Annotated in this window: 21 protein-coding genes; 13 read left to right on the top strand and 8 right to left on the bottom strand. The window is 61.7% G+C overall.

The genetic code is table 11. The features are described from left to right. Positions 1-95 precede the first annotated feature (95 nt). Together DLD99_RS17360 and preA are read left to right on the top strand one after the other, a co-directional pair. Positions 96-1,463, top strand: coding sequence for an NAD(P)-dependent oxidoreductase (locus tag DLD99_RS17360; protein WP_114883875.1), 1,368 nt, complete (start codon positions 96-98; stop codon positions 1,461-1,463). Continuing rightward, positions 1,464-2,738 carry an NAD-dependent dihydropyrimidine dehydrogenase subunit PreA gene (gene preA / locus DLD99_RS17365; protein ID WP_114883877.1) on the top strand — a complete coding sequence of 425 codons (1,275 nt, stop codon included), beginning with the start codon at positions 1,464-1,466 and terminating at the stop codon, positions 2,736-2,738. Positions 2,739-2,836: 98 nt separating this feature from the next. Here the strand turns inward: preA and DLD99_RS17370 are convergent, their stop codons facing one another. Further along, the gene (locus tag DLD99_RS17370; RefSeq protein ID WP_007952885.1) at positions 2,837-3,457 is read right to left on the bottom strand and encodes a TetR/AcrR family transcriptional regulator; all 621 of its coding nucleotides are present in this window, start codon (positions 3,455-3,457) and stop codon (positions 2,837-2,839) included. A 147-nt stretch (positions 3,458-3,604) separates the two neighbouring features. On the opposite strand from DLD99_RS17370, the gene DLD99_RS17375 reads away from it, so the two are divergent. From DLD99_RS17375 to copD, 3 genes are read left to right on the top strand one after another with little or no spacing between them, the layout of a single operon-like run. Then, complete coding sequence (locus tag DLD99_RS17375; protein WP_114883879.1) at positions 3,605-4,039, top strand: GNAT family N-acetyltransferase; 435 nt, start codon at positions 3,605-3,607, stop codon at positions 4,037-4,039. A 47-nt stretch (positions 4,040-4,086) separates the two neighbouring features. Next, entirely contained in the window at positions 4,087-4,449 is a 363-nt protein-coding gene (gene copC / locus DLD99_RS17380) for a copper homeostasis periplasmic binding protein CopC (RefSeq protein WP_114883881.1), read from the top strand. 3 nt (positions 4,450-4,452) lie between these two features. Next, positions 4,453-5,310 carry a copper homeostasis membrane protein CopD gene (copD, locus tag DLD99_RS17385; protein WP_114883884.1) on the top strand — a complete coding sequence of 286 codons (858 nt, stop codon included), beginning with the start codon at positions 4,453-4,455 and terminating at the stop codon, positions 5,308-5,310. A 2-nt stretch (positions 5,311-5,312) separates the two neighbouring features. Here the strand turns inward: copD and DLD99_RS17390 are convergent, their stop codons facing one another. Both DLD99_RS17390 and DLD99_RS17395 read right to left on the bottom strand, forming a co-directional pair. Next, positions 5,313-6,455 (bottom strand): HlyD family secretion protein, encoded by a 1,143-nt coding sequence (locus DLD99_RS17390; protein WP_085711521.1) that lies wholly within the window; start codon positions 6,453-6,455, stop codon positions 5,313-5,315. Further along, positions 6,452-8,107 carry an MFS transporter gene (locus DLD99_RS17395; RefSeq protein ID WP_085711522.1) on the bottom strand — a complete coding sequence of 552 codons (1,656 nt, stop codon included), beginning with the start codon at positions 8,105-8,107 and terminating at the stop codon, positions 6,452-6,454. Before DLD99_RS17395 ends, DLD99_RS17390 begins: the two co-directional genes overlap by 4 nt. Positions 8,108-8,303: 196 nt before the next feature. Between DLD99_RS17395 and DLD99_RS17400 the strand changes: the two genes are divergently transcribed. After that, on the top strand, positions 8,304-9,254 hold the full coding sequence (locus DLD99_RS17400; protein ID WP_114883886.1) for a polysaccharide deacetylase family protein: 951 nt from the start codon (positions 8,304-8,306) through the stop codon (positions 9,252-9,254). Between the two features lie 45 nt (positions 9,255-9,299). On the opposite strand, the gene DLD99_RS17405 is transcribed toward DLD99_RS17400, so the two are convergent. The 3 genes from DLD99_RS17405 to DLD99_RS17415 are packed head-to-tail and all read right to left on the bottom strand — an operon-like array spanning position 9,300 to position 11,731. Further along, complete coding sequence (locus DLD99_RS17405; protein ID WP_065258956.1) at positions 9,300-10,100, bottom strand: sulfite exporter TauE/SafE family protein; 801 nt, start codon at positions 10,098-10,100, stop codon at positions 9,300-9,302. A 9-nt stretch (positions 10,101-10,109) separates the two neighbouring features. Next, positions 10,110-11,354, bottom strand: coding sequence for an NAD(P)/FAD-dependent oxidoreductase (locus DLD99_RS17410; RefSeq protein WP_114883888.1), 1,245 nt, complete (start codon positions 11,352-11,354; stop codon positions 10,110-10,112). A 38-nt stretch (positions 11,355-11,392) separates the two neighbouring features. After that, positions 11,393-11,731: an ArsR/SmtB family transcription factor gene (locus tag DLD99_RS17415; RefSeq protein WP_007952897.1), complete on the bottom strand. Its 339-nt coding sequence runs from the start codon at positions 11,729-11,731 to the stop codon at positions 11,393-11,395. 99 nt (positions 11,732-11,830) lie between these two features. Here DLD99_RS17415 and DLD99_RS17420 point away from each other — a divergent pair, with 99 nt between their 5' ends. Continuing rightward, entirely contained in the window at positions 11,831-12,694 is an 864-nt protein-coding gene (locus DLD99_RS17420; protein WP_114883890.1) for an MBL fold metallo-hydrolase, read from the top strand. A 127-nt stretch (positions 12,695-12,821) separates the two neighbouring features. After that, positions 12,822-13,682 carry a tyrosinase family protein gene (locus DLD99_RS17425; RefSeq protein WP_114883892.1) on the top strand — a complete coding sequence of 287 codons (861 nt, stop codon included), beginning with the start codon at positions 12,822-12,824 and terminating at the stop codon, positions 13,680-13,682. Positions 13,683-13,694: 12 nt separating this feature from the next. Here DLD99_RS17425 and bkdR read toward each other — a convergent pair whose 3' ends face one another. After that, a complete protein-coding gene (gene bkdR, locus DLD99_RS17430; protein WP_007915088.1) occupies positions 13,695-14,183 on the bottom strand; it encodes a Bkd operon transcriptional regulator BkdR in 489 nt (162 codons plus the stop codon). Positions 14,184-14,368: 185 nt separating this feature from the next. On the opposite strand from bkdR, the gene DLD99_RS17435 reads away from it, so the two are divergent. From DLD99_RS17435 to DLD99_RS17455, 5 genes are all read left to right on the top strand, one after another. Continuing rightward, positions 14,369-15,604, top strand: a complete 1,236-nt coding sequence (locus DLD99_RS17435; protein ID WP_114883893.1) for a 3-methyl-2-oxobutanoate dehydrogenase (2-methylpropanoyl-transferring) subunit alpha — start codon at positions 14,369-14,371, stop codon at positions 15,602-15,604. A 1-nt stretch (position 15,605) separates the two neighbouring features. Beyond that, complete coding sequence (locus DLD99_RS17440; protein ID WP_114883895.1) at positions 15,606-16,664, top strand: alpha-ketoacid dehydrogenase subunit beta; 1,059 nt, start codon at positions 15,606-15,608, stop codon at positions 16,662-16,664. Continuing rightward, a complete protein-coding gene (locus DLD99_RS17445) occupies positions 16,665-17,936 on the top strand; it encodes a dihydrolipoamide acetyltransferase family protein (protein WP_114883897.1) in 1,272 nt (423 codons plus the stop codon). A gap of 4 nt (positions 17,937-17,940) precedes the next feature. Continuing rightward, on the top strand, positions 17,941-19,314 hold the full coding sequence (lpdA, locus tag DLD99_RS17450; RefSeq protein WP_114883899.1) for a dihydrolipoyl dehydrogenase: 1,374 nt from the start codon (positions 17,941-17,943) through the stop codon (positions 19,312-19,314). Positions 19,315-19,479: 165 nt separating this feature from the next. Beyond that, positions 19,480-20,499, top strand: a complete 1,020-nt coding sequence (locus tag DLD99_RS17455) for a branched-chain amino acid aminotransferase (protein ID WP_011334831.1) — start codon at positions 19,480-19,482, stop codon at positions 20,497-20,499. Between the two features lie 52 nt (positions 20,500-20,551). Here the strand turns inward: DLD99_RS17455 and DLD99_RS17460 are convergent, their stop codons facing one another. Then, positions 20,552-21,430 (bottom strand): LysR substrate-binding domain-containing protein, encoded by an 879-nt coding sequence (locus DLD99_RS17460; RefSeq protein ID WP_114883901.1) that lies wholly within the window; start codon positions 21,428-21,430, stop codon positions 20,552-20,554. Positions 21,431-21,456: the final 26 nt, after the last annotated feature.

A 21,456-nucleotide genomic window follows, 5' to 3' on the forward strand; every position in this document is an offset into this window, starting at 1 on the left:
AGCCAGCCTGCTGGCGATGAAGCCAGTTCAGACACTACAAAAAACCACTGCCCGACAGAGGCAGAAAACCTCAAATAACCGTGAGGCAAAAAACCGTGATCGAGACCCTGAACCATCTCCCGCACCCGCACGAAAGTGCGGCCGCCCTCGCCGGCCATTTCACTGATCTGGCACCGCCGCTCAACGACCGTCAGGCGCATCTGGAAGCCTCGCGCTGCCTGTATTGCTACGACGCGCCGTGCGTGAATGCGTGCCCGAGCGAGATCGACATCCCGTCGTTCATCCGCAATATCCATCAGGACAACGTGCCCGGTGCGGCGCAGAAGATCCTTTCGGCGAACATCCTCGGCGGCAGTTGCGCCCGGGTCTGCCCGACCGAAATCCTCTGCCAGCAAGCCTGCGTGCGCAACAACGCCCATGAATGCGCACCGGTGCTGATCGGCCTGCTGCAACGCTACGCCGTGGACAACGCAAACTTCAGCGAGCACCCGTTCCAGCGCGCCACCGCCACCGGCAAACGCATCGCCGTGGTCGGTGCCGGCCCGGCAGGTTTGTCCTGCGCCCACCGCAGCGCCATGCACGGGCATGACGTGGTGATTTTCGAAGCGCGGGAGAAGGCTGGCGGGCTCAACGAATACGGAATCGCCAAATACAAACTGGTCGACGACTACGCGCAGAAGGAACTGGATTTCCTCCTGCAAATCGGCGGCATCGAAATCCGCCACGGGCAGAAACTCGGTGAGAATCTGACCTTGAGCGAGCTGCATCAGCAGTTCGACGCGGTGTTCCTCGGCCTCGGCCTGAACGCCAGCAAACAACTCGGCCTGGCCCACGAAGACGCCCCCGGCCTGCTCGCCGCCACCGATTACATCCGCGAACTGCGCCAGGCCGATGACCTGTCGCAACTGCCGCTGGCCGAGCACTGCATCGTCCTTGGCGCTGGCAACACCGCCATCGACATGGCCGTGCAAATGGCCCGCCTCGGCGCCCGCGACGTCAATCTGGTGTATCGCCGTGGCGCGGCGGACATGGGCGCCACCGGCCATGAACAGGACATCGCCAAGGCCAATCAGGTGCGGCTGCTGACCTGGGCGCAACCGGACGAAGTGCTGCTCGACGCTCAGGGCAAGGTGCGCGGCATGCGCTTCGCCCGCACGCATCTCGTGGAAGGTCGCCTGCAAACCACGGGCGAGACCTTCGAGCTGGCCGCCGATGCGATCTTCAAAGCCATCGGCCAGGCCTTCGATGGCAGCGCCCTCGCCGACCCGCTGGCCCGCGAACTCAAGCGTCAGGGCGAACGGATTCAGGTCGATGAAAACCTGCGTACCAGCATCCCCGGCGTGTATGCCGGCGGCGACTGCACCAGCCTCGATCAGGACCTGACCGTGCAAGCGGTGCAACACGGCAAGCGCGCCGCCGAGGCGATCAACGCTCAACTGATGCTCAACGTGGAGGCTGCGTAAATGGCCGATCTCTCGATTGTCTTCGCCGGCATCAAAGCCCCCAACCCGTTCTGGCTGGCCTCCGCGCCACCGACCGACAAGGCCTACAACGTGGTGCGCGCCTTCGAGGCCGGCTGGGGCGGTGTGGTCTGGAAAACCCTGGGTGAAGACCCGGCGGCGGTCAACGTCTCTTCGCGTTACTCGGCGCATTACGGCGCCAACCGCGAAGTGCTGGGCATCAACAACATCGAACTGATCACCGACCGCTCGCTGGAGATCAACCTGCGGGAAATCACTCAGGTGAAGAAGGACTGGCCGGACCGCGCGCTGATCGTGTCGCTGATGGTGCCGTGCGTCGAGGAGTCGTGGAAACACATCCTGCCACTGGTGGAAGCCACCGGCGCCGACGGCATCGAGCTGAACTTCGGCTGCCCCCACGGCATGCCCGAACGCGGCATGGGTGCGGCGGTCGGTCAGGTGCCGGAGTACGTCGAGCAGGTCACGCGCTGGTGCAAGACCTATTGCTCGCTGCCGGTGATCGTCAAGCTGACGCCAAACATCACCGACATCCGCGTCGCCGCCCGCGCCGCGCACCGGGGTGGCGCCGATGCGGTGTCGCTGATCAACACCATCAACTCGATCACCAGCGTCGATCTGGAACACATGGTCGCCCTGCCCACCGTCGGCAGCAAAAGCACCCACGGCGGTTATTGCGGCTCGGCAGTCAAGCCGATCGCGCTGAACATGGTCGCGGAAATCGCCCGTGATCCGCAGACCCAGGGCCTGCCGATCTGCGGCATTGGCGGCATCGGCAGCTGGCGCGACGCGGCGGAGTTTATCGCCCTGGGCAGCGGCGCGGTGCAAGTGTGCACGGCGGCGATGCTGCATGGTTTCCGGATTGTCGAGGAAATGAAGGACGGCCTGTCGCGGTGGATGGACAGTCAGGGTTACGCCAGCATCGCCGAGTTTTCCGGGCGTGCGGTGGGCAATACCACGGACTGGAAGTACCTGGACATCAATTATCAGGTGATCGCCAAGATTGATCAGGAGGCGTGCATCGGTTGCGGGCGTTGCCACATCGCCTGCGAGGATACTTCACACCAGGCGATCAGCAGCCTGAAACAGGCCGATGGCACGCACAAATATGAAGTGATCGATGATGAGTGTGTAGGGTGCAATCTGTGCCAGATCACCTGCCCGGTGGCGGACTGCATCGAGATGGTGCCGATGGAGACAGGGAAGCCGTTTCTGGACTGGAATCATGATCCGAGGAATCCCTACCATGTAGGTGCCTGAACCACCGCCATCGCTAGCAGGCTAGCTCTCACTGTTGGAATGCACTTCCCTGTGGGAGCTAGCCTGCTAGCGATGAGGCCGGCAGCCGCACCCTTGCCTCATGGCTCCAACCCTATCCCCCGCAGAATCACGCTAGTCACCGTCTGCACAGCCCGCTCGAACTGCATGTCCGACAACGGCTGGTGCTCATTCAGAATATTCACCTGATGATCAAAGTCGGCATAGTGCTGGGTCGACGCCCAGATCATATAGAGCAGGCTCGAAGGCTCCACCGGCAGAATCCGCTTGTCCTCCACCCACTGACGGATCTTCGCTTCTTTCATCTTCGCCCAGTCGTACAGGCTGACATCCAGCGCCTCGCCCAGGGTCGGCGCGCCGTGGATGATTTCATTGGCCCAGACTTTCGAGCCGTAGGGCCGGCTGCGCGAGTGGTTCATCTTGGCGCGGATGTAGCTGCTGAGCACTACACGGGGATCGTCGAACATCTCGAAGCACAGCGCGTCCTGTTTCCACACTTCCAGCAGGTCGAACAGCACGGCGCTGTACAGCTCGCTCTTGGTTGAGAAGTAGTAATGCAGATTGGAACGCGGCAGCTGCACTTCGGCGGCGATGTCGGCCATGGCGGTGCCGCCGAAGCCTTTTTCGGCGAAGACTTTTTCCGCCGCCAGCAGGATCTTGTCGACGTTGGTGCGGCGGATTTCGATCTTGTGATTGCCCATGAGGGCTCCCTGAAGACAACGTTGTTGAAGACTAGCATCCGCTCTGGGCAAGGGGCGACAGGCGAGAACGATTCTTCACACACTTGGGCTTTTTTCTGGTTTAGGATCGCCCCCCTTCTCCCTGTCAGACACTGAAGGATCTTGTCCATGACCATTCGCAAACGTATTGCCGCGGACGATCAGCAACTTGCCGACCTGTGGGAACGTTCCGTCCGCGCCACCCACGACTTTCTTCCGGAAGACGACATTCACCGACTGTTCCCGCTGGTCCGTGAGGCCTACCTTCCCGCGCTGGAGGTCTGGGTCTTCGAGAACCCCGACAACTCTCCGGCAGGCTTTATTGCCACCGACGAAGACACCGTGCAGATGCTGTTCATCGACCCGGCCCGGCGTGGTCAGGGCATCGGCCGGCGCTTGCTCGACCATGTCCGCCGTCCGTTGCTGAAGGTCGATGTCAACGAACAGAATCCCCAGGCCCACGGTTTCTATCTGCACTACGGCTTCGAGGACATCGGCCGCTCGGAACTCGACGGTGAAGGCCGGCCCTTTCCGGTCGTGCACATGCGCCTGAAAAGCCTGTGATCCTCGCTCTATACTCAGCCCGCCATTTCACTGAAAGGACACTGCCCATGTCGATGAAAAAACTGTTCACCGCCGGCGCCCTGCTGGCTTCGCTGGTCGTCACCTCCCAGGCGTTCGCCCATGCTCACCTGAAAAGCGAAACCCCGGCCGCCGACAGCACCGTCGCCGCGCCTGCGGATCTGCGCCTGGTGTTTTCCGAAGGTGTCGAAGCCAGCTTCACCAAAGTCACCGTGACCCACGACGGCGCGTCGGTGAAGATCAAGCCTCTGACCACCGAAGGCGACAAGAAAACCCTGATCGTCACCCCTGAAGCACCGTTGACCGCTGGCGAATACAAGGTCGAATGGCACGCGGTGTCGGTCGATACGCACAAGAGCGAAGGCGCCTATCAGTTCAAGGTTGGCCAGTAATTCATGAGCGACGCGCTGGTGCTGTGCCGGTTCCTGCATTTCATCGTGGTGTTGATGCTGTTCGGGGCCTGGCTGTTCCGGCCGCTGCTGCTCAAGGGTGAAGCGCCGGTGCTGGATCGGCATCTGGCGCGGCTGGCTCGTTGGTTGACGGCGATTGCGCTGGCCAGCGGCGTTGTCTGGGCGTTGCTGATCACCGCGAGCATGGCCGGTTCGGCGGCTGCGGCGTTCGACCCGGACACCGTCGAGCTGGTGCTGGGCCATACGTTTTTCGGTCAGGTGTGGCGCTGGCATCTGCTGATCAATGCCCTGTTGCTGGCGTTGCTGTTTACGCCCTGGCGTTCTAATCAGCCATTACGGCTGGGCCTGAGCGCGTTGCTGCTGATGACCCTCGCACCGGTCGGTCACGGGGCGATGCTCGACGGATTCAGCGGCCAGATGCTGATCCTCAATCAGGTCGTTCACCTGACCTGCGTCGGCGCCTGGCTCGGCGGTTTGCTGATGCTGGTGATGATTCTGCGCCAGTCCGGCGAAACGGTGCGTTACGTGTTGCAGCGGTTCAGCGGGGTCGGCTATGTGTTGGTTGCCGGTCTGCTGATCACCGGATTGATCAACGTGCGCGTCCTCACCGGCCAGTGGTGGCCGACGCCGTTGTTTTCGGGATTCGCCCTGATCCTGCTGATCAAGGCCTTGCTGGTGTTAGGGATGCTGGGGCTGGCGCTGTTCAATCGCTTGCGCATCCGTGATTGCGAACAGCGCGTCGATACTCTCAAACGCAGCGTGCTGCTGGAGTGGCTGCTGGGGATCGGTGCCGTGGCAGCGGTTTCCGTACTCGGCACCCTGCCGCCGATGATTGCGGCCTGACCTCAGTGTTTCTGGGTATCACCCTTTGCCGTATCGATGCTGACCACCACCGACATCCCCGGCCGCAAGCGCTCGATTTCCTGTTGGTCCGGATCGATGGTCACCCGCACCGGCACCCGCTGGGCGATCTTCACGAAGTTGCCGGTGGCGTTGTCGGCCTGCAATAACGCGAACTCCGAACCGGTGCCGGGCGAGATGTGCTGAACGTGGCCGGTGAATTTGCGGTGGTTCAGCGCATCGACGGTGAAGCTCACCGGTTGCCCGACCCGCACGTTGTCCATCTGGGTCTCTTTCATGTTGGCGATCACCCACTTCTGGTCCGGCACCAGCGCCATCAGTTGCGCCCCGGAATTGACGTAGGCACCGAGGCGCACGCCAATCTGCCCGAGCTGGCCGTCACGCGGTGCGATGATGCGGGTGTTGGACAGGTCGATCCGCGCCAGTTGCACGGCTGCCTCGGCACTGGCGACGGCGGCCTCCAGCGAACCGCGATTGACGATCACTGTTTGCAGATCCTGCCGGGCGATTTCCAGATTGGCCTTGGCCTGAGCTACGGACGCAATGCTTTGCGCGTTGGCGGCCAGCGCCACGTCCATCTCGCGTTTCGACACCGAGCCGTCATTGACCAGCGCGGTGTTGCGGCGCAGGTCCGCCTCGCTTTTGCGCAGCTGCGCCTCGCTGTCGGCCACCACCGCCTGCCGCAACTTGATCGTCGCTTCGGCGCTGTTGCGCTGCTGCACTACATTGGCCAACGAGGCTTTCTGCACCGCCAGTTGCGCCAACGACTGATCCAGACGCTGCTGATAAATCCGGTCATCGAGACGCACCAGCAGATCCCCGGCCTTCACGAACTGAAAATCCTGCACAGGGACTTCATAGACATAACCGCTGAGCTGCGGGCCGATGATCGTCACCTGCCCGCGCACCAAAGCGTTTTCGGTAGTCTCGACCGCACTGCTGAACGGCGGCAACTGCCACGCATACAGCACGATCAGCACACCGACGATGGCAATCGCGGCAAAGCCCAGCGACGAGATGATCCGCACCCGCAACGAGCGCGGCTCGGTGTTCGGCGATGACGGCGGCGCCTCGCCCTCGGGCGTGGCGGCAATGGCATTGGTGGTCGTAGTGGTCGGTTCGGTCATGAAGAAGTGGCACCGCTGGAAGGTACGGAAGGTGTCGGAGCGACGGCTTTGGTAGTGCTGATCAGCCATAGCGCACGGATGGAAATCCAGATCATGGTGAGGATCGCGATCACCGCGATCAGCATGAACACATCGTTGTAGGCCAGCACGTTGGCTTCGCGGGTGGCGGCGTTGGCCAGGCTGCGAATGCCTTGCAGATTGCGCAGGCTCGGGTCGGCGATCAGGGAGCCGACCGCCGAACCGCCGCTCTGCACCCGCGCGGCTACCAACGGGTCGGACAGCACCAGTTGCTCGACGATATGGCTGGAATGAAACTTCTCGCGAACGATCTGGAAGGTCCCCAGCAACGCCGCGCCGATCAGGCCGCCGAGGTTGTTGCAGATCCCGAACAGCACGGAAAAGCTCACCAGATTGCGCGGATTGGTCAGCACGTTGCGCGTGCCGAGAACCATGGTCGGCCCGAGGAAAAAGGTGCTGCCGAAGGCCAGCAGGAACTGGCTGAAATACAGGTTCTCGGGGCGGGTCAGGTTGTTCGAGGAACTGTCGATGATCGAACCGGTGGCCATCAACGCCAGCGAGACGATCAGCGGCATCAGCAGGTGTTTTGGGTCGATGGTCAGCGCACTGGTGAGCAGCCCGGCGACGCTGCCTATCAGCATCACCACGTACAGGCTGTGCAACTGCTGGCTGCTCATGTTCAGGTTCTGCATGAAACCCACGGCGCCGGTGGATTGCTCCGAGGTCACCATGCGAATCAGGATCACCGCCAGCGCCAGTCGGATCATCACTCCGCTGCCGAGCCAGCGGGTCATCAGCATCGGGTTGCTGCGGTTGTGTTCGATGGCCAGCCCCGCGAGGATCAAGGCGATCGATGCGGCCAGAGCGATGCCGATCCATTGTGCTTCGAGCCACCAGTCGATCCGGCCCAGGGACAGCACGGCGCACAGCAAAGCCACGCCGCTGGCGAGGATCGCAAAGGTAAGGAAGTCGAGGGGTTCAAAGGTCTTGAAGCGGTCACCCGGCGGCAACTTGAGCATCAACACACAACCCAGCGACAGCAGCGCCATGCCCAATTCGAACAGGTACAGCCCGCGCCATTCGGCGATCTGCAGCAGGTCTTCGGAAAACAACCGCGCCAGCGGCAAGGCCAGTTGCGAAGTGCCAAGACCGAGTACCAACGCCTTCATCCGCCATTTGGCCGGGAACGCCTGCACCATGTAATACAGGCCCAGCGAACTCAGCGCCGCGCCGACCATGCCGTGGGCCGCCCGCACGGCAACCGCCGAATTCAGGTCATTGACGAACAGATGGCCGAAGGTCACCAGCGCATACAGCACCAGAAACACCTCGGTGAACGCCCGCAGCCCGAACTGCTGACGGAATTTCACCAGCAGCAGGTTCATCGACACGTTGGTCATCACATACGCCGCCGGCAGCCAGGCCATCTCCGCCGTGGTCGCCCCGAGCGCACCTTGCAGATAAGGCAGGTTGGCGACCACCAGCGAGTTGCCCAATCCGCCAGTCAACGCCACCAGTAACCCGACCAGCGCATAGGCCAGGCGCTTGGGGTTGGAGTGCAACGGCGTCGAGGGGGATCCGGGCAGACTGGGCTTCTCGTGAGGCTGCCAGTTGCGCGGGGCGTATCGATCCATGGAGAGGCCTTGTACGGTGATGGCTTGAGTGTGCCGCAAAACGGCAGCCAAACACATATCCCTGTGGGCGCTTGCTCCCACAAGTCAGTGGTGGATTCGTAAATTTTGTTTAAAGGTCATCTCGCCCGCAGCGGATTTTTCCCAAGCGTAGCGGATGCCAACCTTGCCGCACTTCTCAACCTGCAAGGTGCCCGTTATGACCACGTCCCGCTGGCAACGCTCCCCGCGTCTGCTGAAAAACCTGCTGGCCGCCGCCCTGTTGCTGCCCGCCCTCGCCTTCGCCCAGGACCGCCCGTGGCCGGATGGCTCGCAACTGGTGATTTCGGTGTCGATGCAATTCGAAACCGGTGGCCAGCCCGAGGGCGCGGAAAGTCCGTTCTCCGGCACGCCGCTGCCCAAAGGCTATCCGGACTTGCCGGCGCAGACCTGGTTCGATTACGGCTACAAGGAAGGCCTGTGGCGCATGCTCGATCTGTGGGATCGCACCGGCATCAAGGTCACCTCCCACGTGGTCGGCGAAGCGGCGCTCAAGCACCCGGAACTGGCCAGGGCGATTGCCGAGCGCGGCCATGAACTGGCGGCCCACGGCATGCGCTGGGCTGATTCGTACAACATGAACTACGCCCAGGAAAAACAGTTCATCGGCGACGGCGTCGCAGCGGTGGAGAAAATCACCGGCCAGCGCTCGGTGGGCTACAACGCCAACTGGCTGCGGCGCAGTCCCAATACGCTGAAGGTGCTGCAGGACCTGAACTTCACTTATCACATTGACGATGTCAGCCGGGACGAACCTTTCGTGACGATGGTTCGCGGGCATAAATTCGCCGTGGTGCCTTACACCCTGCGCAATAACGACATTGTGCTGATCGGAGGCCGACATTTCTCCGCCGAGCAGTTCTATCAGCAACTGGTGCTGGAATTCGATCGCCTCTACGCCGAAGGCGCGAGCAAGCGGCGGATGATGTCGGTGAGTCTGCACGACCGCATCGGTGGCACGCCGGCGATGGTCGAGGCCATGGAACGCTTTATCCGCTATGCGCAGTCACATCCGAAGGTGAAATTCATGCGCAAGGATCAGATCGCCCAGATTGTGCTGACCGAGAAAAACCCGCTGATCGACAACACCGAGGCGGCGTACAACCAGTGACAAAAAAATCGCAGCCAAGGCTGCGATTTTTTTCTGCTTGACCACTCACGCCCGCAGCAACATATAAGCCGCAACCACCAGGCACACACTGGCGAATCCCACCTGCAATGTCCTCGCCGGTACTCGCGCGCAAAGTTTGCGGCCAATGATCATGCCGACAATGCTGGCCACGATGAACGCCGCGCCCAAATGATCGATCCGCACCCCGGCATGGAACGCACCGATCACGCCGATGGCGGAAATCAGGCTGATCACCATCAGCGACGTGGCGACGATGCCGCGCATCTGCACATCGGTCAGTTGCTTGAAGGCCGGCACGATCAGGAACCCGCCGCCGACGCCCAGCAACCCCGACACCACACCGGTGACCGCGCCCAACGCCGCAAGGGTTGCGGTGCATTTGGCAGTCCAGTCGAAACGGCCAGTCTGCTCATTGAGCATGCAGTTCTTCTGGCCCCAACTGGCGTGGCCATGATCGCTCGGCCCCTCTTGCTGGCGTTCGCGACGCAGCATGCGCCAGGCCACCATGACCATCAGCAGGCTGAAGAGAATCATCAGGACTTTCTCCGGCAACTGGTGCGCGAAGTAGATGCCCAGCGGCGAAAACACCGCCCCGAGCGCCGCGATCAACAGCGCCGCGCGGTAGCGCACCAGTCCATGACGCAAACCGTCGATGGCCCCGACTGCCGCCGCACTGCCCACCGCGAACAGCGCCACCGGCGCCGCTTGCGTCATCGTCCAGCCCAGCCCGAGCACCAGCGCCGGCACCGCGAGAATCCCGCCGCCGGCCCCGGTCAGCCCGAGGATCAATCCCATCACCACGCCAAACAGACTTGCCAGCAACATAGGGAGTTCTCAGTCGACTTTGGACAGACTCGTCAGCCACTCACGGCCCTTGAGCATGCCGTTCCAGTAGAACCACGGCAGCAGGGACGCCTTCAGCCACCACGCGGAACGGCGCGCCACGGTCGGATCGAGGGGAAAGGTCGGCAGCAACTTGCCGCCATAGCCGAACTCGGCGAGGATCACCTTGCCCTTCTCCACCGTCAGCGGGCAGGAGCCATAGCCGTCGTACTTCAACGGCAACGCCAGAGACTTGCGCTGGGCCAGCAGGTTCTCGGCGACCACCACGACCTGCTTGCGCACGGCAGCAGCGGTTTTCGCGTTGGTGGTGTTGCAGATATCGCCGAGCGCAAACACCTCCGGGTAACGCGGATGTTGCAGGCTGTGCGGGTTGACTTCGCACCAGCCGGCGGCGTCGGCCAGCGGACTTTGTGCGATGAAATCCGGGGAAACCTGTGGCGGCACGACGTGCAGCAGATCGAAGGTCTTGGCCATCTGACTGACGTTACCGTCGGCGTCCTTGACCTCGAACCAGGCGGTTTTCGCCGGGCCGTCGACCTTGACCAGATTGGCGTTGAACGCCAGGCGGGCGTTGTATTTTTCGATGTACTTCATCAGCGGCGGCACGAACGTCGCCACGCCGAACAGCGCCGCACCCGCCAGATTGAATTCAACCTCGACCTTGTTCAGAACGCCGTTCTTGAGCCAGTGATCGCAGGACAGGTACAGCGCCTTCTGCGGGGCGCCTGCACATTTGATCGGCATTGCCGGCTGGGTGAACAGCGCCTTGCCGCCGCGCAGTTTCTGCACCTGATCCCAGGTGTATTGCGCATGCTGGTAGCTGTAGTTGGAGGTAACGCCGTGCTGGCCGAGGTTTTCCTGCAAACCCTCGATCTTCTCCCAGGCCAGGCGCAGGCCGGGGCAGACAATCAAATTCTGATAGCTGACGGTACGCTGATCGTTGAGGGTGAGACGGCGCTCGTCGGGATCAATGCCGGTCACTGCCGCTTGAATCCAGGTGGCCTGACGCGGCATCACCTTGTTCATCGGTCGGGCAGTGTCCCTGGCGTCGTAGGCACCACCGCCGACCAGCGTCCACGCCGGTTGGTAGTAATGCTGGGCACTCGGCTCGATCACCGTCACTTTCAGGTGCGGATCACGCTTGAGCAGACTGGCGACAAAACCGATGCCGGCGGTGCCGCCGCCGATGACCACGATGTCTGCACTGATGGATGGGCCCCAGTGTTGATCGTTCATTGCTTGTTCCTTATTGCTGCACGCAAGGATAGCCGGGTCTATTGCGCCCAGCTTTTGAGCACGGCTCCGCAGTAGAGTCCGGACAGGGTTTTCATCACCTGGATGACTTCATGACTGGCGAGGCCGTAAAAAATGTACTTGCCTTCACGTCGGGTCGCGACCAGCCCTTCATCACGCAGGATGCCCAATTGCTGGGACAGGGTCGGCTGGCGCACGCCGGTCATTTTCTCCAGCTCACCGACGTTGCGTTCGCCCTGGGTCAACTGGCACAGGATCAGCAGCCGATCCTCATTGGCCAGGGCCTTGAGCAGCGAACAGGCCTTGGAGGCCGAGGCCCGCAGTTGGGCGACTTCACATTCGGTCAGACTGGATTGCATTTGCAGGATGCCTTCAACGTCACTTAAGCTGCGGACATTATGTGTTTACATAAAGTGTTGCAACCCTGACTTTCCACCTTCCTGCACAGGACCCTGTCCATGCCCGCGCTGATTGAAGCTTTCCTCGACCCCGCCTCCTCGACCTACAGCTACGTGGTCTACGAGGCCGATGGCGGACAGTGCGCAATCGTCGATCCGGTGCTCGATTACGACGGCGCCGCCGGCCGCACCTGCACGGCCCAGGCAGACAAAATCATTGCCTTCGTGCGCGCCCACCATCTGCAAGTGCAGTGGCTGCTGGAAACCCACGCCCACGCCGATCACCTGTCCGCCGCGCCCTACCTGCGCCGCGAGCTGGGCGGCAAGATCGCCATCGGCGAATCGATCAGCAAAGTGCAGAACGTGTTCAAGGCGCTGTTCAATCTGGAACCGGAATTTCGTGTCGACGGCTCGCAGTTCGATCACCTGTTCGCACCGAACGAGTCCTTCCTGATCGGCAACCTCAAGGCCACCGCCCTGCACGTTCCCGGCCACACACCGGCGGACATGGCCTACCTGATCGACGGCGAGCAGATCCTGGTGGGCGATACGCTGTTCATGCCCGACGTCGGCACCGCCCGCTGCGATTTCCCCGGCGGTAACGCGCATCAACTGTTCAACTCGATCCACAAACTGCTGGCCTTCCCTGCCAGCGTGAAGCTCTACGTCTGTCACGACTACCCGCCGCAAGGTCGCGCCTCGCAGTGCCAGACCACTGTCGGCGAACAACGCAAAAGCAATATCCATGTGCAGGACGGCATCGACGAAGCCGCGTTTGTCGAGATGCGCACCAAACGTGATGCCGGGTTGGGCATGCCGACGCTGTTGCTGCCGGCGATTCAGGTGAATGTGCGGGCGGGGAATCTGCCGCCGGCAGAAGGAAATGGCGTTGTCTACCTGAAGATTCCCATCAACTCTGTGTAGGAAAAATTCAGTCAAGGAACCGGGAATAACGGATTTCGTACCTGTCACGTCGGATGCGATGAACTGTGCGTTTTTTCAGCCAGCAGGCAGACTTCATTGGGCAATCAAGCAATGGAGTTTTGGCAATATGGATATTCGCCGCAACCACCGGGATCTGTCCCGGGATGAGAAATCCGCTTTCATCGACGCGGTTCTGAGACTGAAAAACAATGTCGACAGCGTACTGCGCCCCGGTCAGCAGAGTCGTTACGATGACTTTGTCCAGATCCACAAGAATTCGATGGGCCGGGGCAACCCACTGGTTCCCAATCCGCATGGCAGTCCGCTGTTCTTTCCCTGGCACCGGATTCTGATCCGCCAGTTCGAGCTGGCCCTGCAAGCCGCCGTCAATAATCCCGGTATCACCCTGCCCTACTGGAACTGGCAACTCAGTGGTGCCGACAACCCGTTCACCTCCGACTTCATGGGGGGAAATGGCGACAATACGCTGGAGCAGCGCGTCACCACCGGGCCGTTTTCCCGGGAGCATTCTCAATTTGAAGTGACGGTATGGGACGAGGCGCCGGGAAACACGGGCCTGCTTCGAAACCTGGGTGCAGAAGGCGCCTTGCCGTCGGAAGACGCGGTTATTTCTGCCCTCAACAGGACGCCCTACTGGCTGGAGCCGGCGGGTTGGGAAAACGTTGCGGAAAGAGAGCTGCATAACCCGGTTCACGCCTGGGTGGGCGGCAGCATGCTACACGCGGCCTCCCCGAACGATCCGGTCTTCTTCCTGCATCACTGCTACATGGATCTGCTGTGGGAACGCTGGAAACATCAACATCCGCGCCTCCCGGCATTCACGTCCAGTGAAGGCGATCCGGATGCAATGAATGAAACTGCGCTGGTTTTCCACCCGGAGAATGAACCCGCCCCTTGGGCACAAACATTCACGGTTGGGCAGGCGATCCATACGACGGAGCTGAATTATCGATATGACCGCCTGTAATCCGGCCAGCGATCAGTTTCCGAGGGTCAGACCGTTCGCCGGCAACGGCAAAGCGGTCTTGTAGCGCACCTGCTTGAGCGCAAAGCTCGACCGAATGTTGGCCACGCCCGGCACTTTGGTCAGGAAGTCCATCATGAAGCGCTCAAGGGACTGAATGGTCGGCACCAGCACCCGGATCAGATAGTCCGGGTCGCCGGCCATCAGGTAGCACTCCATGACTTCCGGTCGGTCGGAAATCGCTTCTTCGAAATGCTGCAAAGCTTCCTCCACCTGCTTCTCCAGGCTCACGTGAATGAACACGTTCACGTGCAGCCCGAGCAGGTCGGCATCCAGCAGGGTCACCTGCTCACGGATCAGGCCCAGTTCTTCCATCGCCTTGACCCGGTTGAAGCACGGTGTCGGCGACAGATTGACCGAACGGGCCAGGTCGGCATTGGTGATGCGCGCATTCTCCTGAAGGCTGTTGAGAATGCCGATGTCGGTACGGTCCAGTTTGCGCATGAGACAAAACCACCTGTTTTTTATGTTTATGCAGAATTTCTATCTGCAAATGATCTCCAGCGCAACGAAACAGAGAGAAATATTCTTCTTGCCCGGGCCTATGATTGTTGTAGGACAAGATTTCTTTTATCGAAGAATGACTGCCAGCTCACTACAAGAAATTCACAAGATCGAGCGTAGAAGCCATGACCCAAGCGTATGAACCGCTGCGTCTGCACGTCCCTGAACCTTCGGGCCGCCCAGGCTGCAAAACCGACTTCTCCTACCTGCATCTGACCGATGCCGGCACGGTGCGCAAACCTTCCATCGACGTTGAGCCCGCCGACACTGCCGACCTGGCCCGTGGCCTGATCCGCGTGCTCGACGACCAGGGCAATGCTCTCGGCCCATGGGCCGAAAACGTGCCGGTCGAGATCCTGCGCAAAGGCATGCGCGCCATGCTCAAGACCCGGATCTACGACAACCGCATGGTGGTCGCCCAGCGTCAGAAGAAAATGTCGTTCTACATGCAGAGCCTTGGCGAAGAAGCCATCGGCAGTGCCCAGGCCCTGGCCTTGAACACCGACGACATGTGCTTCCCGACCTACCGCCAGCAAAGCATCCTGATGGCTCGCGACGTACCGCTGGTCGATCTGATCTGCCAGTTGCTGTCCAACGAGCGCGATCCGCTCAAGGGCCGTCAGCTGCCGATCATGTACTCGGTCAAGGACGCCGGTTTCTTCACCATTTCCGGCAACCTCGCCACTCAATTCATTCAGGGTGTTGGCTGGGGCATGGCTTCGGCGATCAAAGGCGACACCAAAATCGCCTCGGCCTGGATCGGTGACGGCGCCACCGCCGAATCGGACTTCCACACCGCCCTCACCTTCGCTCACGTCTACCGTGCGCCAGTGATCCTCAACGTGGTCAACAACCAGTGGGCGATCTCGACCTTCCAGGCCATCGCCGGTGGTGAAGCCACCACCTTCGCCGGACGCGGCGTCGGTTGCGGTATCGCCTCCCTGCGCGTTGACGGCAACGACTTCTACGCGGTCTACGCCGCCTCCGCCTGGGCTGCCGAACGCGCCCGCCGCGGCCTCGGTCCGACCATGATCGAATGGGTCACCTACCGTGCCGGCCCGCACTCGACCTCCGACGATCCATCCAAATACCGTCCTGCCGATGACTGGAGCCACTTCCCGCTGGGCGACCCGATCGCCCGCCTGAAACAGCACCTGATCAAGGTCGGCCACTGGTCGGAAGAAGAGCACGCCGCCGTCAGCGCCGAGCTCGAAGCCGAAGTGATTGCCGCGCAGAAGCAGGCCGAACAGTACGGCACTCTTGCTGGCGGCCAGATTCCAAGCGCTGCGACCATGTTCGAAGACGTCTACAAAGAGATGCCGGAGCACTTGAAGCGCCAGCGTCAGCAGTTGGGGATCTGACATGAACGACCACAACAACAATATTCAGTTGGAAACCGCCATGACCACGACCACCATGACCATGATCCAGGCCCTGCGCTCGGCCATGGATGTGATGCTTGAGCGTGACGACAATGTGGTGGTGTTCGGCCAGGACGTCGGTTACTTCGGCGGCGTGTTCCGTTGCACCGAAGGCCTGCAGGCCAAGTACGGCACCTCGCGGGTGTTCGACGCGCCGATCTCCGAGAGCGGCATCGTCGGGACCGCCGTGGGCATGGGCGCCTACGGTCTGCGCCCGGTGGTGGAAATCCAGTTCGCCGACTACGTCTACCCGGCCTACGACCAGATCATTTCCGAGGCGGCACGCCTGCGTTATCGCTCCGCCGGCGAATTCACCGCGCCGATGACCCTGCGCATGCCTTGCGGTGGCGGCATCTACGGTGGCCAGACCCACAGCCAGAGCATCGAAGCCCTGTTCACCCAGGTCTGCGGCCTGCGCACCGTCATGCCGTCCAACCCGTATGACGCCAAGGGTCTGCTGATCGCCTCCATCGAAAACGATGACCCGGTGATCTTCCTGGAGCCGAAACGCCTGTACAACGGCCCGTTCGACGGCCACCACGAACGCCCGGTAACGCCGTGGTCGAAACACCCGGCCGCACAAGTCCCGGACGGCTACTACACCGTGCCGCTGGACGTTGCCGCCATCGCCCGTCCGGGCAAGGAAGTCACCGTGCTGACCTACGGCACCACCGTCTACGTGTCGCAGGTCGCCGCCGAAGAAAGCGGTGTGGACGCTGAAGTCATCGACCTGCGCAGCCTGTGGCCGCTGGACCTGGAAACCATCGTCAAATCCGTGAAGAAAACCGGCCGCTGCGTCGTGGTACACGAAGCCACCCGCACCTGCGGTTTCGGCGCCGAACTGGTGTCGCTGGTGCAAGAGCATTGCTTCCACCACCTGGAAGCGCCGATCGAACGCGTCACCGGTTGGGACACCCCCTACCCGCACGCGCAAGAGTGGGCGTATTTCCCTGGGCCGTCCCGAGTGGGCGCGGCGCTGAAACGGGTCATGGAGGTCTGAATGGGCACGCACGTTATCAAGATGCCGGACATCGGCGAAGGCATCGCAGAAGTAGAACTGTCGCAGTGGCACGTCAAGGTCGGCGATCTGGTCGTTGAAGATCAGGTGCTGGCGGATGTGATGACCGACAAGGCGATGGTGGATATTCCGTCGCCGGTGCACGGCAAGGTGATTGCGCTCGGCGGTCAGCCGGGCGAAGTGATGGCGGTCGGCAGTGTGCTGATCAGCATCGAGGTAGAAGGTGCGGGCAATCTGAAAGAGTCCGACAAACCGGCGCCTGTTGTAGCGAAGGAAGCACCTGTTGCACCGAAAGTCGAAGCGGTCGTTGAAAGCAAACCTGCCGCGCCACGTACGGCTCCGGTTTGCCAGGGCCCGGTGGTTGCCCGGGAAGCCGATGAGCGTCCGCTGGCCTCGCCGGCCGTGCGCAAGCACGCGCTGGATCTGGGCATCCAACTGCGTCTGGTGCGCGGTTCCGGTCCGGCCGGTCGCGTGTTGCACGAAGACCTCGAGGCTTATCTGGCCCAAGGTCAGTCGAACGCTTCGGCGCCGGTCGCCGCCGCTTACGCCCAGCGTAACGATGAAGAACAGATTCAGGTTATCGGCATGCGCCGCAAGATTGCCCAGCGCATGCAGGACGCCACCCAGCGTGCTGCGCACTTCAGTTATGTCGAGGAAATCGACGTCACCGCGATTGAAGAACTGCGCGCCCATCTGAACGAAAAACACGGCGCCAGCCGTGGCAAGCTGACCCTGTTGCCGTTCCTCGTGCGTGCACTGGTCGTCGCCCTGCGCGACTTCCCGCAGATGAACGCCCGTTACGACGACGAAGCCCAGGTCATTACCCGCCTCGGCGCGGTGCATGTCGGCGTCGCCACCCAAAGCGATGTCGGCCTGATGGTGCCGGTGGTGCGTCACGCCGAAGCGCGCAGCCTCTGGGACAGCGCGGCGGAAATCTCCCGCCTCGCCACTGCAGCACGTAATGGCAAGGCCAGCCGCGATGAACTGTCCGGCTCGACCATCACCCTGACCAGCCTCGGCGCCCTGGGCGGCATCGTCAGCACCCCGGTGCTGAACCTGCCGGAAGTGGCCATCGTCGGCGTGAACAAAATCGTCGAACGGCCGATGGTCGTCAAAGGCCAGGTGGTGATCCGCAAGATGATGAACCTCTCCAGCTCCTTCGATCACCGCGTGGTCGACGGCATGGACGCGGCGCTCTTCATCCAGGCCATTCGTGGTCTGCTCGAACAACCCGCGACCCTGTTTGTGGAGTGATGGCATGCAAACTCTGAACACCACGCTGCTGATCATCGGCGGCGGCCCCGGCGGTTACGTGACGGCCATTCGCGCCGGGCAACTGGGTATTTCGACCATTCTGGTCGAGGGTGAATCGCTGGGCGGCACCTGCCTGAACATCGGCTGCATTCCGTCGAAAGCGCTGATCCATGTGGCCGAGCAGTTTCACCAGACTCAACACCACAACCAGCATTCGGCACTGGGCATCAGCGTTTCCGCGCCGACCCTCGACATCAGCAAAAGCGTCGAGTGGAAGGACGGCATCGTCGATCGCCTGACCACCGGCGTCGCCGCACTGCTGAAGAAAAACAAGGTTCAGGTCATCAACGGCTGGGCCAAGGTCATCGACGGCAAGACCGTTGAAGTCGGCGACACCCGGATCCAGTGCGAACATCTGGTGCTGGCCACCGGTTCGAAAAGCGTCAACCTGCCGATCCTGCCGATTGGCGGGCCGATCATCTCCTCCACCGAAGCACTGGCGCCGAAGTCCGTGCCAAAACGTCTGATCGTGGTCGGCGGTGGTTACATCGGCCTGGAGCTGGGCATTGCCTATCGCAAGCTCGGCGCCGAGGTCAGTGTGGTCGAGGCGCAGGATCGCATCCTGCCGGCCTACGACGCCGAACTGACCCAGCCGGTGCACGAAGCGCTGAAGCAACTGGGCGTGAAGCTGTACCTGAAGCACAGCGTGCTGGGTTTCGACGGCACGTTGCAGGTGCGCGATCCGAACGGCGACACCCTGAACCTGGAAACCGATCAGGTGCTGGTGGCCGTCGGTCGCAAACCCAATACCCAGGGCTGGAATCTTGAAGCGCTGAACCTGGACATGAACGGCTCGGCGATCAAGATCGACAACCGCTGCCAGACCAGCATGCGCAACGTCTACGCCATCGGCGACCTGAGCGGCGAGCCGATGCTGGCCCACCGTGCCATGGCCCAGGGCGAGATGGTCGCCGAGCTGATCAGCGGCAAGACCCGCGAGTTCAACCCGACCGCTATCGCCGCCGTGTGCTTCACCGACCCGGAACTGGTCGTTGTCGGCAAGACGCCGGATGAAGCCAAGGCGGCGGGACTGGACTGCATCGTGTCGAACTTCCCGTTCGCGGCCAATGGCCGGGCGATGACCCTGGAATCGAAAACCGGCTTCGTAAGGGTGGTCGCCCGTCGGGACAACCATGTGATTGTCGGCTGGCAGGCGGTGGGTGTCGGGGTGTCGGAGCTGTCGACCGCGTTCGCGCAAAGCCTGGAAATGGGCGCGCGACTGGAAGACATCGGCGGCACCATCCACGCGCACCCGACCCTGGGTGAAGCGGTGCAGGAAGCGGCGTTGCGTGCCCTCGGGCATGCGTTGCACCTGTAAAAACCCGACGCGGGGGAGTTTTTTCATAAGCAGGCTAATAAATCTGCTGCTCCCCCCATCGCCCGGGCTGCGAAACCGCTCAAGAATGAAGTATTGTTGTGCCCATCAAAAAAAACGTCAGAAGCCTTGAACCGTTTCGACGGTTGTTAAGTGATAGAGGGTGTCATGGGTAACGAAAGCATCAATTGGGACAAGCTGGGTTTTGACTACATCAAGACCGATAAACGCTATCTGTCGTACTTTCGCAACGGCGAGTGGGACAAAGGCACCCTGACCGAAGACAACGTGCTGCACATCAGCGAAGGCTCCACTGCCCTTCACTATGGCCAGCAATGCTTCGAAGGCCTGAAGGCCTATCGTTGCAAGGACGGCTCGATCAACCTGTTCCGTCCGGACCAGAACGCCGCCCGCATGCAACGCAGCTGCGCCCGCCTGCTGATGCCGCATGTGTCCACCGAGCAATTCATCGAAGCGTGCAAGGAAGTGGTTCGCGCCAACGAGCGTTTCATCCCGCCTTACGGCACCGGCGGCGCGCTGTACCTGCGTCCGTTCGTGATCGGGGTGGGTGACAACATCGGCGTGCGTACCGCCCCTGAGTTCATCTTCTCGGTGTTCGCGATCCCGGTCGGCGCCTACTTCAAGGGCGGCCTGACCCCGCACAACTTCCAGATCTCCACCTTCGACCGCGCCGCGCCACAAGGCACCGGTGCCGCCAAAGTCGGTGGCAACTACGCCGCCAGCCTGATGCCGGGCTCCCAGGCCAAGAAAGCGCACTTCGCTGACGCCATCTACCTGGATCCGCTGACCCACAAGAAGATCGAGGAAGTCGGTTCGGCCAACTTCTTCGGGATCACCCACGACAACAAGTTCGTGACCCCGAATTCGCCGTCGGTACTGCCGGGCATCACCCGTCTGTCGCTGATCGAACTGGCCAAGTCCCGTCTGGGCCTGGAAGTGGTCGAAGGCGACGTGTTCATCGACAAGCTGTCGGACTTCAAAGAAGCCGGTGCTTGCGGTACCGCTGCGGTGATCACCCCGATCGGCGGCATCAGCTACAACGACCACCTGCACGTGTTCCACAGCGAAACCGAAGTCGGCCCTGTGACCCAGAAGCTCTACAAAGAGCTGACCGGCGTACAGACCGGCGACGTCGAAGCGCCAGCCGGCTGGATCGTCAAGGTTTGATCTGACGCCCAGATGCACAAAAGCCCCCATCGAGTGATCGATGGGGGCTTTTTCATGGGGTCTGTTTTTGCAGCCACGTCAGAAATACCTGGGCCGATGCGGAGGCTTGTGGCGCCACACCGTAGTAATAACGTGGCAGCGGCATCCGCAGATCGGGCAACGGGCAGACCAGCCGACCACTCGACAGATGCGTGCCCAGCAACGTGGTCGGGCACAACGCAACGCCCTCACCCGCCACGGCGGCCTCCATGACTCGATGCATGTAATCGAATTGACGAATCTCCTGGGTTGCACTCTGACTCTGGCCGAAACGCAACGTCCAGTGGTGCCAGTCTTCGCGTCGGGCCCTGACCGTCAGCAAAGTGTGCTGGCCCAGATCGGCAAGGTCCGCCAAGGGGATTCGCTCGATCAACTCGGGCGCCGCCACCATCAGCAACTCATCTTCAAACAACGGGTGCGACTCGATGGTCGGTGCCCAGTCGTCGCGGCCACGGCGGATGACGATGTCGAAGCTGTCTCGCGCAGGATCCGGAGAGCGGGTCTGGGTGATCACCTGCGGTTCGATCTCCGGATGTTCTGCCGTGAAGTCATCCAGCCGGGGCATCAGCCACAACTGGGCAAAGGACGGCCGGGTGTTGATGGTCACGGTCGGCCGTGCTGCCTGCTGCCGCAACTCGGCAGCCGCGTCGGCGATCTGTGCCAGACCGGCGCTGACCTGCTGGTAAAAACGCTGGCCGGCGGGCGTCAGCAACGATTGCCGGATACGCCGCTCGAACAGCAACACACCCAGGTGTTCTTCCAGCAATTTGATGTGCCGGCTGACGGCACTGTGGCTCACGTGCAGCTCTTCGGCCGCCAACGTGAAACTCTGGTGACGGGCGGCAACCGCAAAGGCGCGAACCGCATTGAGCGGCGGGAGTGATTTGTTCATGGGTCTAATTTAGTCACGTATGCGCT

Source organism: Pseudomonas kribbensis (assembly GCF_003352185.1).
In the GTDB taxonomy this organism is placed as follows: Bacteria; Pseudomonadota; Gammaproteobacteria; order Pseudomonadales; family Pseudomonadaceae; genus Aquipseudomonas; species Aquipseudomonas kribbensis.

Coding starts and splice junctions, on each gene's coding strand:
- preA (WP_114883877.1), top strand. CDS start 1,464: ATGGCCGATCTCTCGATTGTCTTCGCCGGCATCAAAGCCCCCAACCCG.
- DLD99_RS17370 (WP_007952885.1), bottom strand. CDS start 3,457: ATGGGCAATCACAAGATCGAAATCCGCCGCACCAACGTCGACAAGATC.
- DLD99_RS17375 (WP_114883879.1), top strand. CDS start 3,605: ATGACCATTCGCAAACGTATTGCCGCGGACGATCAGCAACTTGCCGAC.
- copC (WP_114883881.1), top strand. CDS start 4,087: ATGTCGATGAAAAAACTGTTCACCGCCGGCGCCCTGCTGGCTTCGCTG.
- copD (WP_114883884.1), top strand. CDS start 4,453: ATGAGCGACGCGCTGGTGCTGTGCCGGTTCCTGCATTTCATCGTGGTG.
- DLD99_RS17390 (WP_085711521.1), bottom strand. CDS start 6,455: ATGACCGAACCGACCACTACGACCACCAATGCCATTGCCGCCACGCCC.
- DLD99_RS17395 (WP_085711522.1), bottom strand. CDS start 8,107: ATGGATCGATACGCCCCGCGCAACTGGCAGCCTCACGAGAAGCCCAGT.
- DLD99_RS17400 (WP_114883886.1), top strand. CDS start 8,304: ATGACCACGTCCCGCTGGCAACGCTCCCCGCGTCTGCTGAAAAACCTG.
- DLD99_RS17405 (WP_065258956.1), bottom strand. CDS start 10,100: ATGTTGCTGGCAAGTCTGTTTGGCGTGGTGATGGGATTGATCCTCGGG.
- DLD99_RS17410 (WP_114883888.1), bottom strand. CDS start 11,354: ATGAACGATCAACACTGGGGCCCATCCATCAGTGCAGACATCGTGGTC.
- DLD99_RS17415 (WP_007952897.1), bottom strand. CDS start 11,731: ATGCAATCCAGTCTGACCGAATGTGAAGTCGCCCAACTGCGGGCCTCG.
- DLD99_RS17420 (WP_114883890.1), top strand. CDS start 11,831: ATGCCCGCGCTGATTGAAGCTTTCCTCGACCCCGCCTCCTCGACCTAC.
- DLD99_RS17425 (WP_114883892.1), top strand. CDS start 12,822: ATGGATATTCGCCGCAACCACCGGGATCTGTCCCGGGATGAGAAATCC.
- bkdR (WP_007915088.1), bottom strand. CDS start 14,183: ATGCGCAAACTGGACCGTACCGACATCGGCATTCTCAACAGCCTTCAG.
- DLD99_RS17435 (WP_114883893.1), top strand. CDS start 14,369: ATGACCCAAGCGTATGAACCGCTGCGTCTGCACGTCCCTGAACCTTCG.
- DLD99_RS17440 (WP_114883895.1), top strand. CDS start 15,606: ATGAACGACCACAACAACAATATTCAGTTGGAAACCGCCATGACCACG.
- DLD99_RS17445 (WP_114883897.1), top strand. CDS start 16,665: ATGGGCACGCACGTTATCAAGATGCCGGACATCGGCGAAGGCATCGCA.
- lpdA (WP_114883899.1), top strand. CDS start 17,941: ATGCAAACTCTGAACACCACGCTGCTGATCATCGGCGGCGGCCCCGGC.
- DLD99_RS17455 (WP_011334831.1), top strand. CDS start 19,480: ATGGGTAACGAAAGCATCAATTGGGACAAGCTGGGTTTTGACTACATC.
- DLD99_RS17460 (WP_114883901.1), bottom strand. CDS start 21,430: ATGAACAAATCACTCCCGCCGCTCAATGCGGTTCGCGCCTTTGCGGTT.